The sequence below is a fragment of the Gemmatimonadaceae bacterium genome (assembly GCA_019752115.1).
In the GTDB taxonomy this organism is placed as follows: domain Bacteria; phylum Gemmatimonadota; class Gemmatimonadetes; order Gemmatimonadales; family Gemmatimonadaceae; genus Gemmatimonas.
This window is the reverse complement of the sequence record JAIEMN010000045.1, coordinates 200,727-214,440: the sequence shown is the minus strand read 5'-3', so window position 1 is coordinate 214,440 and position 13,714 is coordinate 200,727. Positions and strand designations below refer to the sequence as shown.

Annotated in this window: 9 protein-coding genes; all 9 read right to left on the bottom strand. The window is 66.7% G+C overall.

Annotation, left to right across the window (positions count from 1 at the left end; all coding sequences use genetic code 11):
- On the bottom strand, positions 1–2,985 hold a 2,985-nt coding region (locus K2R93_18795; GenBank protein MBY0491896.1), incomplete at its 3' end, for a hypothetical protein.
- Positions 2,986–3,219: 234 nt separating this feature from the next.
- Complete coding sequence (locus tag K2R93_18790) at positions 3,220–6,318, bottom strand: efflux RND transporter permease subunit (GenBank protein MBY0491895.1); 3,099 nt, start codon at positions 6,316–6,318, stop codon at positions 3,220–3,222.
- Positions 6,315–7,415, bottom strand: a complete 1,101-nt coding sequence (locus K2R93_18785; protein ID MBY0491894.1) for an efflux RND transporter periplasmic adaptor subunit — start codon at positions 7,413–7,415, stop codon at positions 6,315–6,317. The genes K2R93_18790 and K2R93_18785 overlap by 4 nt, the downstream gene beginning before the upstream one ends.
- A gap of 18 nt (positions 7,416–7,433) precedes the next feature.
- Positions 7,434–8,843, bottom strand: coding sequence for a TolC family protein (locus K2R93_18780; protein ID MBY0491893.1), 1,410 nt, complete (start codon positions 8,841–8,843; stop codon positions 7,434–7,436).
- A 99-nt stretch (positions 8,844–8,942) separates the two neighbouring features.
- Entirely contained in the window at positions 8,943–9,596 is a 654-nt protein-coding gene (locus K2R93_18775; GenBank protein MBY0491892.1) for a TetR/AcrR family transcriptional regulator, read from the bottom strand.
- A 196-nt stretch (positions 9,597–9,792) separates the two neighbouring features.
- Positions 9,793–10,149, bottom strand: a complete 357-nt coding sequence (locus K2R93_18770; protein ID MBY0491891.1) for a DMT family protein — start codon at positions 10,147–10,149, stop codon at positions 9,793–9,795.
- 9 nt (positions 10,150–10,158) lie between these two features.
- Positions 10,159–11,448: an MFS transporter gene (locus K2R93_18765; protein MBY0491890.1), complete on the bottom strand. Its 1,290-nt coding sequence runs from the start codon at positions 11,446–11,448 to the stop codon at positions 10,159–10,161.
- Positions 11,449–11,472: 24 nt separating this feature from the next.
- On the bottom strand, positions 11,473–12,519 hold the full coding sequence (locus K2R93_18760; protein MBY0491889.1) for an NAD-dependent epimerase/dehydratase family protein: 1,047 nt from the start codon (positions 12,517–12,519) through the stop codon (positions 11,473–11,475).
- Between the two features lie 2 nt (positions 12,520–12,521).
- A complete protein-coding gene (locus K2R93_18755; protein MBY0491888.1) occupies positions 12,522–13,694 on the bottom strand; it encodes a twin-arginine translocation signal domain-containing protein in 1,173 nt (390 codons plus the stop codon).
- Positions 13,695–13,714: the final 20 nt, after the last annotated feature.

Genomic DNA, 13,714 nt, shown 5'->3' with positions numbered 1-13,714 from the left:
GCGACCGCCGCGGCCACCACCGGCGCCCGCCCCCGCACCCGCCGCCGCAAAGCTCGGCGTCGCGCGCGTCTCGCCGGGACGCTCGTTGAAGAAGCCCGCGGCCCCACCGCGACCGCCGAAGCCGCCGCCACCACCGAAGCCGCCAAGCATCGCCTGCATGGCCGCCGGCGGCGCGCCGGTCTTCATCGTCTCACGAATCATCGCCAGCACCGGCGCCGGCACCGCCCCCGCCTTCTCCAGCGAGTCGAGCTTCCTGGCCACGCGCACGGCGGTGTTGATGCTGTCGCGCACCTGGCTTGGGCTCAGCGCAATGCGCGGGGCCGGCCGGGTCGCACCACGCATGTCCCACAGCACACTGTGGAGCCCCGCCGCGCCCGGACCCGTGAGCGTGCGGAGCGTATCACCCGCCGCGTTCTGGATCACGATGCGCGCCTGCCCGTTGCCCTCGGTGACGCGATACCAGATCGACGCCCCGTACTGGCCGCTGTTCCCCTGGAAGAGCATGTGGCCGTTGTCGCCACCGTTGATCGTCTGCTCGCCCCACTGGAACGCCGTCTTGGGCTCGATGAGCGCCACCTTCTGCGCGAGCGTCTGCGGCGTCATCTGCTGCAGCGGCGTGATGTCGGCGATCCAGATCGACCGCCCGTGCGTGCCGGCAATGAGCTCGCCGTCGCGCGGGTGAATGAGCAGGTCATGCACCGGCACCGTCGGGAAGCCGCTCATGAAGCGCTTCCATGTCTGACCGCGATCGAGCGACGCGTACACGCCCACATCGGTCCCGAGGAACAGCAGGTCGCGGTTCTTCACGTCTTCCCGAATGACGTGCACGAAGTCCGCGTGACCCGTGGGCAGGTTGTTCACGAGGCTCGTGAAGGTCTTGCCGAAGTTCGTCGTCATCCACACATACGGCGTGTAGTCGTCGTTGCGGTGGTTGTCGACGGTCACGAAGAACGTGGCGCTGTCGAAGTGCGACGGCTCGATGCGCGACACATAGCCGTTCGCCGGGAAGCCCGGGATATTCTTCGTGACCTCTTCCCAGCTGCCGCCATCGTTCCGCGTGAGCCACACCCGCCCGTCGTCGGTGCCCGCGTACAACAGCCCCGGGCGGATCGGCGATTCGTTGAGCGACACCACGGTGCCGTACGTTTCGGCGCCGGTCACGTCGGGCGTGATGCCCCCCGTGGTCTTGAGCGCCACGTAGAGCTTGGCGCTGTCGGCATAGCTCAGCTCCGGTGAGATCGGTGCCATCTCCTCACCGCGCTTCACGCTCTTGAGCACGCGGTTGGCGCCGAAGTACAGCGTGGCCGGGTTGTGCTTGGAGATGAGGTACGGCGTGTTCCAGTTCCAGCGCAGCGACCAGGCGATTGAATCGGCCTTCTGCTTGGCACGGAACTCGGCAATGCGGGCCTTCTGCGCCTTCGTGGCCGGCTTGGTGGTATCGGGCCAGATCTCATAGATCGAATCGCTGTACGCGAGGTAGCCGCTCTCGCGCCACGTGGGCTTCCGCAGCGGTGTCCGCTCGCCCGTCGAGAACTTCAGGCGCCCCATGTTGCCGCCCTGGCTCTCGCTGTAGAGGATGTCCGGATCGCTGTAGTCCTGATTGGTGACGAAGCCATCGCCGCCACCCACGTTGTGCCACATCGCGTTCGTCACCGGGCCCTGCTTGCGACGGCTCGGGCCGCACCACGAGCCGTTGTCCTGCAGACCCCCGCAGACGCGGTACGGCACGGCCATGTCGGCCGAGATGTTGTAGAACTGTCCGATGGCGAGATTCTGCGGGAAGATCCAGTTGCCACCGCGATCCATCGAGATGCCGATACCGCCGTCGTTCCCGGTCACGATGCGCTGCGGATCGTTCGGATCGATCCACATCGCGTGATGGTCCACATGAATGCCTTCGGTGGTGTTGCCGGCCGTCTTGCCGCCGTCGCTCGAGTACTTCACCGGCGTGGACGACCAGTACACGCGATCCGCGTCCTTCGGATCGACGCGCACCTGGTTGTAATAGAACGGGCGCGTGTTCTCCGGATTGCGATACTCCCACGTCTTGCCGCCATCCGCCGAGCGATAGAGCCCGCTCGGCCGCGTCTGCGGCTTGCTGCCCGCGGCCGGCTTCGGATTGGGGTTCGTGTCCGCTTCCACCAGCGTGTACATCACATCGGGGTTCGACGCCGCAATCGCGATGCCGATGCGCCCCTTGGTGCTGGTCGGGAAGCCGTTGCCTTCGACCTTGGTCCACGTCGCGCCGGCGTCGGTGCTCTTCCACAGTGCCGAGCCCGGGCCACCGGAGTACAGCGAGTAGGGGCTGCGATAGCGCTGATAGCTCGCCGCCCACAGCACGTCCGGGTTGCGCGGATCGAGCTGCACATCGATGAAGCCCGTCTTGTCATCGATGTACTTGATCTGCGCCCAGGTCTTGCCGCCGTCGGTGGTCTTGTAGAGGCCGCGTTCCTTGTTGGGGCCCCACACGTGGCCGAGTGCCGCGACGTACACGGTGTTCGGGTCCTTCGGGTGCACCTGAATGCGCGCGATCGCCCGCGTATCGGCGAGTCCGAGGAACGTCCACGTCTTGCCGCCGTCGGTGGTCTTGTAGATGCCGCCACCCGGCGAGATGGAGTTGCGCGAGTTCGGCTCGCCCGTGCCCCAGTACACGGTATTGGTATCGGAGGGCGCGATGGCGATATCGCCACCCGACGCCACGCGCGCCGTATCGAGCACCGGCTTGAAGGTCGTACCGTTGTTGGTGGTCTTGAACAGGCCACCCGCGGCGGTCGACACATAGAACGTCTTGGACGGACTCGGAATGCCTTCGACGTCCACAATGCGGCCCATCATGTTCGCCGGGCCGATGTTGCGCCACCGAAGCGCATTGATGATCGCGTCATCGATCGTGACCTTGGCGGGCAGCCCAGGCTGCGCCGACAAGGAGCTGCCCACAACGCCGGTCAACCCGACGCTGAGGGCGAGGGCACGGAGATTTCGCATGCGAGGAGGTGTGAGGGACAAGGAGGGGGCGCCCGTGAGGGGGCCACCATGGGTACTCCGCCGGAGACGTTAATGTTGGGGCAAGGTGATGAGAAACCCCCGAGAGCTCAGGGGGCAGAAGGTCAGGGGCAAGAGCTCAGGACAACATCCGCGGTCCTGAGCTCTTCCCCCTGAAATTCTCCCCCCTGAGCTCTAAGGGGTGACGAACCCGCCTTGCGCCGCCCTTCGTTCAGGTCACGCCACCACTGCCCCACCCGCGTAACCCGGCACCGCATACTCCGCCGTCACCACATACGCCTTGGGCGCCAGCATCTTGTACAACACCGGCGTCACCAGTCGCGCGATGAGCGTGCTCGACACCAGGCCGCCGATGATCACCCACGCCAGCGGCGAGTAGAGCCCCGAGCCCTGCAGCGCCAGCGGCAGCAGGCCGCCGATGGCCGTCAGCGTCGTGAGCACGATCGGAAGGAAACGGATCTCGCCGGCCTTCTGGATCGCCTCGTCCAGCGCCATCCCCTCGGCGCGGAGCTGGTCGGTGAAGTCCACCAGCAGAATGCTCGTCTTGATCTCGATCCCTACTAGCGCCACGAAACCGATCATCGCCGTGAAGCTGAGCGTATAGCCGCTGGCGAAGAGCGCCACGATACCGCCCACCACGCCCAGCGGAATCACGCTGGCCACGACCAGCGTGGTGCGGAAGTCGCGGAATTCCAGCACCAGGATGGCGAGAATCGCAAAGACCGCCACGATGATCGCTCCACCAATGCCGCCAAAGCTTTCCTCGCGGCTTTCGATCTCGCCGGCGGGCCGCAGGGTGTAGCCCGGGGGGAGCGGGATGGAATCGAGCCCCGCCAGCACCGCCTTGGTCACCGCGTCGGTGTTGTACCCCGAACGCACGAACGCCGTGACCGTGACCGCACGCTGCCGGTCGCGATGATCGATGATCGTGGGCGAACTCGCAAAGCCCATCGTGGTCAGCTGCGACAAGGGGACGAGCGCTCCGTTCACGCTGCTCACATGGATGCGATCGAGGGCCTCCGTCCGCGGATGGCCGTCGTGCGCGATCCGCACCGTGATCGGATACTCATCGCCATTGTCCGCGCGGATGCGCCCGGCCTCGAGCCCGGCGATGCCCAGTCGCAGCGTGCGCTCGACTTCGGCGCCCGGCACGCCCAGCAGCCCGGCCTTCTGACGATCCACCGTCAGCCGCAGGTCGGTGCGCGGCAGCCGCACCGGATTGTTCACGTACTGCGTGCCATCGGTCGCCTTGAGCACCGCTTCGTACCTGGCCGCGATGGTCGCCAGGGTATCGAGATTCGTGCCTTCGACGCGCATGGCGATCGGCGCATCGATCGGCGGACCGTTCTCGAACTCCTTGAGCTCGATGCGCACCCCCGGATACAGCGCCAGCTGCTCGCGCAGCGAATCGAGCGCCACCGGCGTGCGCACATTGTCGTAGGCGTTGAGCGTCACCAGCAGCTGCGCGCGGTTGGGCGCCTCAGCGCGCTGGAAGACGTTGTAGTACACGTCGGGATTGTCCTTCCCCACGTTCGCAAAGACGCCCTTGGTGTTCGGGTGCTGCCGAATGACCCGCTCCGCGTACTGCACGGCCCGATCCGTCTCGGCGAGGCTGGTCCCTTCGGGCGCCGTGATGTCCACGTGATACTGCGGCGTGCCGGCCTTGGGGAAGAGCGAGAACCCGACGGCCGGAATCAGCCCCATCGACAGCAGCACCACCGCGAACGACGCCACCACCGTGGTGCGCGGATGCGCAATGGCGCGGTGCAGCAGCGGCGCATACGTCCGCTGAATGCCGCCATCGAGCCACTTCAGGATGCGGTTCTCGCCATGCGCCTCGCGCGGCATCAACCGACTTGCGAGGAACGGAATGATGGTGAGTGAGACGAACAGCGACGAGATCACCGCGTACACCACGGCCACCGGCAGCGAGCGGATGTACTTCCCCGCCAGTCCGGGGAGGAACATCAGCGGCAGGAAGGCAAAGATCAGCGTGCCCGTCGCGCCGAGCACGGCCACACCGATCTGCTTGGTGGCCTCCACGGCCGCGGCCGTCCGACTGTACCCTTGCCGCAGGAATCGCGTGATGTTCTCCACCACCACGATCGAGTCATCGACCAGCAAGCCGAGGGCAATCACGAAGCCCACGATCGACAGCTGGTTGATGGAGAAGCCGGTCACGTACAGCAGCATCACACCCATCGCGAGCGACAGCGGGATCGAGATCATCACGATCACCGACGCCCGCGTCCCCAGCGGGAGCAGGGTGATGAGCACCAGCAGAATGGCAATCAGAAAGTCTTCGCCCAGCCGCGCGAGACGGCGATCGACATTCGCCGACTGGTCGAACCCGCGCGCCAGCGTGATGCCCTTGGGGAGCTGCGCCTCCAGACGATCGAGCTCGACCCACACCGCCTCCTTCACCCGCGAGACGTTCTGCCCCTTCTGCACCGACACGGTCACCCACATGGCGCGCTCGCCATTGTACCGACCGAGATGGACCGGATCGCCGTCGGCCCAGGTCACGGTGGCCACGTCGGCTACGCGTACCACCGACGTGCCCGTCCCGGCGATCACCGTGGCACGAATGTCCTCGGCGGTGCGATAGCGCCCCTGCGTGGCCACGTTGTAGCGGCGCGTCCCCACGTCCACCGAGCCGCCCGGAATGGCGGTGTTGTCGCTGCCGAGGGCGGTCAGAACCTGCCCCGGCGTCAGCCCGAGGCGCGCCATGCGCGCGAGATCGAGCGTCACCTGCATCTCGCGCGGTGGGGCCGCCCACCGCTCCGCCTTCTTCACGCCCGGCACCTTCTCCAGCGCGTCTTCGAGGCGCTTGGCAGCATCATCCACCTGCGCGTACGGCGCCGTGGGCGCCACCAGCGCCACCTGGAACACGGTGAGGTCGGAGTTCTCGTTGCGCTTCACTTCAAGCCGCTGCAGCGAGGCCGGCAGCTGCGGGCGCAACGCGTTGACCTCGCGTACGACCTGATCGTACTTGCGCTCCGCGTCCGCATCCGCATTGAACTCGATCTTGATGACCGACAGCCCATCGCTGCTCGTGCTCTCGAGCTTCTTGATCTCGGTGAGCGACTTGAGCTGCTTTTCGATCGGATCGGCGACGAGTTGCTCCATGTCCTCCGGCGACGCGCCGGGATAGACGGCAATCGTCGTGAAGATCGGCACCGGGAAATCGGGATCTTCGGCGCGCGAGATCGCCTGCCAGCTGGTGACGCCGAGCGCGGCGAACATCAGGAACAGCAGCACGGTGAACTGCCACCGGCGAACCGAAAAGGCGACCAGCTTGCTCAAGAGGTTCATTTCGGCAGCCCTCCCGTGCGGGCCAGCGCCGAGTCGAGAACGGTCGGCGTGATGACGCGCACCGGCGTGCCGCTGGTGACGTAGGCGGCGCCTTTCGCGATCACGCGGGTGTCGGCGGCGAGCCCTTCGATCACCGCTTCATCGCCCATGAGCTGGGCCACGCGCACCCGTGCCCGCTGGGCGATCGGTGCGCCAGTCGGCGCAATCGTGTACACCGTCGCGGAGTCGCCGTGCGCATCCAGCAGGGCATCGACGGGCAACCGGTTGCCGGTGCTCGCGCCCTTCACCGCGATCGTCGCCACGCCGATCAATCCACTCGGCAGCTGATCGGCCTGTGTCAGCGCCACCTCAACGCCGTAGGTGCCGGTGCGCGGATCGGCGCTCTGGCTCACCAGGACCACCCGGCCGCTGAACTGCTTGTCGGGCAGCGCATCGAAGTGCACGGTGGCCTCGTTCCCCACGGCAACCTTGAGCGCATCGCGATCGGGCAGCGCAACCCGCAGCACGCGACCGCGGGTCGAGCCACCGAGCAGTACGATGGGCGTCCCGGAGGCCACATTGCTGCCCGGATTGATCAACCGCTGCAGAACCACGCCGTCTTCGGGCGCCGTGATCGTGGCATACTCCCGATTCACCATCGCACTGGCGAGGTCCGCCTTGGCCGCCTCGAGCGCCGACGTGGCATCGAGGAGCTGGACCGGTGTGGCCACACTGTCGGTCACGAGACGCTGCACACGCGCCCAGTCCCGCTGCGCCTTGTCCACGCCGACGCGGGCCTTGGCCACGGCCGCGTCGATCTCGCGCACATCGAGGGCGGCCAGGATCTGCCCCCGGTGCACGGTCTGCCCGGCGTCCACCAGTACGCGCTGCACGACGCCACCAATCTTGAAGGCGAGCGGAATCTCATCGCGCGAGCCGAACGTACCGGTGGCCGTCACGGGCGCCACGCGCGTGCCGCTGCCAACGGTGGCGATCGTCACCGGCACCGCCGGGGTACGCACCTCCGCAGCAGCATCGGTCTTGTCCTGGCAGCCGGCCAGCAGCGGCAGGGCCGCGGCCGAGAGGTACATGGTGGGGCGAAGCATGCGGGTCGTCATGGAAGGGCTCGGCGGTGGTCAGTTGGGAAGGGCGCGCAGCGCGGCCGCGCGCTCGAGCTCCACCACGCGCGTCGCGAAGGTGAAGCGGGTGATGATCTCGTTGAGCGCGGCGTTGGTTGCCGCGCTGCGGGCACTCAGGAACTCCACCTGATTGGCGAGCCCCTCGGCGTACCGGCGCTGCACCAGCGTGAACGCGCGCTCGGCGCTCGCGCGACGATCGGCGGCGGCGGTGAGATTGGTCCGCGCCGTTTCGACGGCGTCGTACGCATTGGCCACCTGCAGGCGAATGGCGCGCTCGGCTTCGCGGCGGCGATAGTCGGCCTCACTCCGCGTCGCCTGGGCCTGCTCGCGCTTGGCGGCATCCTGGCCGCCATTGAAGAGATTCCAGCTCACGACCAGTGAGGCGAGCGCCACGTCGTTCTTGCTGTCGAAGCGATAGCGATCGCCCTGCACGCCATAGCTGGCCGCCAGCGCGACGGTGGGGAGATAGTTCGCCGTCGCCAGACGGAGCTGCGCGTCGGCGAGCCGCTGTCCGCTGGTGGCCTGCGCGAGCTCTTCCCGATGCGTGAGGGCATACGCGATGAGCTCGTCCTTGGACTGCGGCACGGTCGTCACCAGCGTGCTGTCCGTCGCCAGGGTGATGGCCGTTTCGTCATCGCGATTGCGCAGGAGATTGAATCCGCGCCGCGCGGCATCACGCTGGCGACGCACATCGGCGAGCTGCTGCTGCACCTCGCTCCGTTCGGCGCGGGCGCGCAGCAGGACATCGGGCGTAGCCTGGCCGGCGCCGATGAGGCGCTCACTGACGCGCACATTCTCGTCGAGCACCGGCATGGTGGCTTCGAGCGTCTCGACCGCGCGCACGGCGGTGGCATAGCCCAGCCACGACAGCTGCACATCGGCTGCGAGCTGACGCATTGCCGCGTGGCGGCCAGTGCCCACGAGATCGCGCTGCGCCGTGGCCGCGGCACGGGCGCCGAAGAGCGCATCAGAGAAGAGCGGGAGCGTGAACTCCAGCTTGGTTTCCTGCCGCAGCGGGAGCGTGGCGTTGATGTTGGTCGGGAAGCGCTGCTGGCCGATCAGCTGATTCAGTGCGCTGTACGCCGGATTGATGAAGTCGCCGATGTTGATGACGCCGCTGTACTCGGAGTAGCGGGCGTTGAGGCCGGCACTCGGGAGGAAGCGCCCGTTGGCCTCGCGCACGACGGCGTTGGCGCGCGCCGCGGCCGCGGTCTGCTGCGCGATGGCGAGGTTGGCGGCCAGCGCCTCGCCGACGTAGCGGTCGAGGAGCGCGCGCGCGGTGCCGGCGTCGGCGGGCGCGGCGACCGGCGTGGCGGTTTGCGCGATCAGCGGCATCGCCGGCGCGGCGGCGAGCACCGTCACGAGCAGCGCTGCGTATTGTCTGAACACCGATCTAGTACTTTTCATCGGTTTATGAAATAACAGTGTTAAGTCAGTGGGCCCAAAGAAGGGCGCCGAGGGCGCCCAGGGTGGTGCGTGTGGTCTGAGAGGTGGTACGGTGGGGCGTTAGCTGGGGTTTCGGAGCGCCCCGCGGAGGAGCGTGGTGCACATCGTCCGGACGGTTTCCCGCGGGTTCCGCAGCACGATGTTCGGATCGTCGCAGTGGGTGAACCAGAGCGAGATGACGCCATGGATGGAGCCCCAGAACATCTGGGCGATCTCCGGCCCGTCGGTCATCTCGGCGCGGAAGATCCCCTTGGCGATCCCTTCCTCGACGGTGGCGAGCAGGAAGCCGTAGGCATCCTCATCGGGCTTGAAGCGATCGGCTCCGAGCTCTTCGATGTTCGGGTGTCCGTGTACTGTCATGAACATGAACCGATACTGGCTCGGATTATCGAGCGCAAAATCGGTATAGGCCGCCCCCATGCGCATCAGACGCTCCGCCGGATCCTCGATCCGGCCGATCTTGAGCATCGCCTGCCCCAGGGCGCCGAAGTCCGCCACGCAGAGCTCCTCGAGGAGGGCCTCCTTGTCGCGGAAATGGTGGTAGATCGCGGTGGGGGTGTACCCGATCTTGGCCGCAATCGCCCGCATGGTGGTGGCCTCCACCCCATCCGTCACGAACAGCTCGCGCGCCGCATCCAGAATGCTCTGGCGCGTCTCGGCCTTCTGCCGTTCCCGGCGGGCCAGCGAGGCGGTGCGAATGGCTGAGGTGGTCATACGTCTGGGACGATACGTGGTTCACCTAACAATGTCAAGCAATTGACGACCATGAAGGTGGGGACATCTCGCACAGAGGCACAGAGGGGCACAGAGCGGCACAGAGCACTGCGTTCAAAAAATGCTTACGCGGTTCTCTGTGCCCCTCTGTGGCCCTCCGTGCCTCCGTGCGAGACCTCACCTCTCAAGTCTCACCTCAGTGCCCCGACGCCCCACCCCGGAACATGAAGTAGCACGCCCCCACGATGCACAGCCCGGCCCACAGGTAATCCAGCGTCAGCCGCTGCTTCATATAGAAGAAGGCGAACGGCACGAACACGCTCAGCGCGATTGCCTCCTGCAGGATCTTGAGCTGCCCCAGCGACAGCGCCGTATACCCGATCCGGTTGGCCGGCACCTGCAGCAGGTACTCGGCGAGGGCCACGCCCCAGCTCGCGAAGGCCGCGATGTACCACGGCTTGCCGCTCAGGTTCTTGAGATGCGCGTACCAGGCGAACGTCATGAAGACGTTGGACGCGCTCAATAGCAGGATGGTGCGGACGATGACGGACATGTCCGCAGTTTATGCCGGCGACGCCTCGTCTGCTCGCTGCATGCGTCCCTGCTTCCAGCCCAGCCACATCGTGAGCACCAGCCACACCGCACTCATCGGTGCGGCCAGCAGGGAGATCTCACTCACCGGCAGCCCGCGCGCCGACAGCAGCGCGTAGCTCCAGGCACCGATCTGATCACCGCTCCGGTAGACGAAGGTGTCGATGAAATTCTTCGCCTTGTACTTGTCCTCGGGTGACACCACCGTGAACAGCACCTCGCGCCCGGGGCTCCAGAAGCCGTAGTTCCCCGCGCGGCGCAGCACGTTGAAGATCACGAACGCGCTCACGGCACTCGCCGCCGGAATAAAGCCCAGCGTGGTGAAGCCGATGATGCTCATGACCGGCAGGATGGAGAGCGTCACCGCGACCCCCAGCCACTTGATGATGCGCCCGGTGATGAACAGCTGGGCGAGCACCGTGAGCGTCTGCACCGTGAGATCGATGCGGGCCAGAAACGCCGTGCGCGCGCCTCGATCGGCGAACGCCGCCTTCACGATCTCGGCCTGCTGGAAGTACAGCACGGTGGTGCCGATCGTGAACATCAGCATCGCGAAGCAGATGCCGATCATGTAGCCGCTGCTCAGCACGTGCGTGATGCCGCTCCACGCCGTGCCTCCCACGCTCCCCTGGCGCGCTTCGCGCTCGCGCGTCTCGCCGCGAAAGCTCACCGGAAAGCGGTTGACGCACTGCACTGTGCTTTCGAGCATCACCCAGGAGATCAGCACGAGCACGCCGGTCCCGACGTGCTTGGCCAGCAGCGCCGTCACCAGCGAGCCGGCCATCGCGCCCACCGTGCCGCCCACGGAAATGAAGCCGTACAGGCGCTTGGCCTGCTCCGCGGTGAAGGTGTCGGACATGAAGCCCCAGAACACCGACACCACGAACAGGTTGAACACACTCGTCCAGATCCAGAAGACGGGGACGAGCCACCGCTCCGTGTGCGGCAGCCACGTGACCGCGGCCCCGAAGGCCAGCAGACAGGCGCCAAAGCAGCGATACACCACCGGGATGAACCGCCGCACCGGCACGCGCGCCACAAAGCCCGCCGAGATCGGCTGCAGCACCAGCGTGGTGATCAGCGTGCCGGTGAAGAGCCACGGCAACGTGCCCACGCCGGCCGCCACACCCAACGCATCGCGGATGGAGCGCAGAATGAAATAGCTCGCCAGCAGAAAGAAGAAGAAGACGAAGGCCAGCAGCGTGGCCTTCCATTCTCCCGCTTCCACCGTGACGAGCTTTTCGATCTGGCGGCGGATCACGCGCGGCGGCCGGTTAGCTCAGCATCAGCCGTGCGCGGCATGCCACTCCTTGAGCACCTGCACTTCCTTCTCCGGCGCGAGCCCGGCCTTGAGCGCGGCTTGCCGCTCGGGAGGCTGCGCGTGGAAATACGTCAGCGTGTCGCGTGCCGTGTCGGCCAGTGGACGGAAAGTGAGCCCAGCCGCGAGCGCCTTGCTGATATTCATGCGCGCCCACCCCGCACTGTCGCCACGGGGCGGCATCCACACCGGCAGATCGGCGTACGGGCGCAACTTCCGCTCGAGCAGGAAGTCGGCATCCACCCACGTGAAGCGCGTGTTGCTCGTGGTGACCGCCTTGCAGCCATAGAGCATCTCGCTCACCGTGAGCCCCGCCCGCGGCCCCACCGTGTTGTACGTGCCCGTGGCATCCGCTTCGCACAGCCGCACGATGAATTCGGTGAGATCGCGCTGATCAATGAACGCCACCGGATCGTCCGGCGTCCCCGGGGCGAGCATCTCGCCGCCCTGCTCCACGCGAATCGGCCAGTACGAAAAGCGGTCCGTGAGATCACCGGGGCCCACGATCAGCCCCGGGCGCACGACGAGCGTCTTGTCGTCGCCAAACACCGCCTTGGCTTCCTGCTCGCACTTCACCTTGAGCGGGCCATACGCCGCCTTGGGGGGCTCGGCGTCCGCCGGTGCCGGGTCGTGCAGCAGATGCGTATCGGTTTCGGTGATGCCGATCGGGCCGCGGCTCTTGTACGTGCTGAGCGTGCTCACGAACACATACTTCTTCACGTTCGGCGCGAGCACCGCGCCCGCCTCGCGCACCCACCGCGGGATCTGCGTGGGATTGTCGATCACCACATCCCACTGCCGCCCCTTGAGCGCCGCGTAGCCATCGGGCGCGTTGCGATCGCCGATGAGCTTCTCGACCTTGGGGAACAGCCCGGGGTTGGTCTTGCCGCGATTGAAGAGCGTGACCTTGTGGCCGCGCGACATCGCGTACTCCACCTGATGCGGCCCGATGAATCCGGTCCCGCCGAGAATGAGAATCTTGAGCGGCTTGGGCGGCTGCGGCGAGAGGGCCATGGTTACTTCCCGCTCTTCGCGTGCCACGCGGCCAGGACCGCCTTCTCCTTGTCGGGCGCGATGCCCGCGCGCGCCTTCTCCTGCTCATCGGCCGGTCGCGACTTGTACCAGTCGAGCGTCGTCTTGGCCGTGTCGGCGAGCGGGCGGAAGGTGAGCCCGGCCGCGTACGCCTTCTGGCAGTTGACCTGCATGAAGCCGAGCGTCGGCCCCATCGCCGGCTGCCACACCGGCATCTCGCTCCACGCGCGCACCTTCTGCTCGGCGAGGAACTCCGCCGGCACCCAGGTGAACTTGGCATCGCTCGTCGTGACCGCCTTGATGCCATAGAGCATCTCGGCCATCGTCGTCGGACTCTTGGGACCGGTCGCGTTGAAGGTGCCGATGACGTGGTTCTCGCCGTTGCGCACGATCCATTCGCTCAGATCGTGCACGTCCACGTACTGCACGGGATCATTCGGCGTGCCGGGCGCCATCATTTCCCCGCCCTTGTCGATGCGCACCGGCCAGTAGCTGAAGCGATCGCTCAGGTCGCCCGGACCCACGATGAGGCCAGGGCGCACGATGGTCAGCTTGTCTTCGCCGAACTGCGTCTTGGCCTCGATCTCGGCGCGCACCTTGTTCGGGCCGTACGCACTCGCGTCGTTGCTCGCCCAGATCGCCTCGGCACCCGGCGCATGCAACGGGCCGTTCTCATCCATCCCCGGCTTCGAGTAGTCGCTGAAGACCGAGATGGTGGAGACGAAGATGTACTGCCCCACGCGCCCCTTGAGCGCTTCACCGGCGTCACGCACCCACGCCGGATTGCGCACGGGATTGTCGATCACCACATCCCACGTGCCCTTCTTGAGCGCGTCGTGCCCACCGGCCACGTTGCGATCGCCAATCAGGCGCGGGACCTTCGGAAAGAGCCCCGCGTTGGTCTTGCCGCGGTTGAACAGCGTGACCTTATGCTTGCGATCCAGCGCATACTGCACCTGCTGCGGGCCAATGAAGCCCGTGCCGCCGAGGATGAGAATGCGCAGCGGCTTCGGCTGCGCCTCACCCGTCTCCGGGCGAGACGCGAGCGGGCGCACGCCGTCGGCAGTGAACGCCTGTGCCACGCCGGGCATGCCGAGCCCGATGGCACCGCCCAGCAGGGCCGACGACTTGAGGAACGTGCGACGATCGAGCGACATGAGCAGTCGGGTCAGGGAGT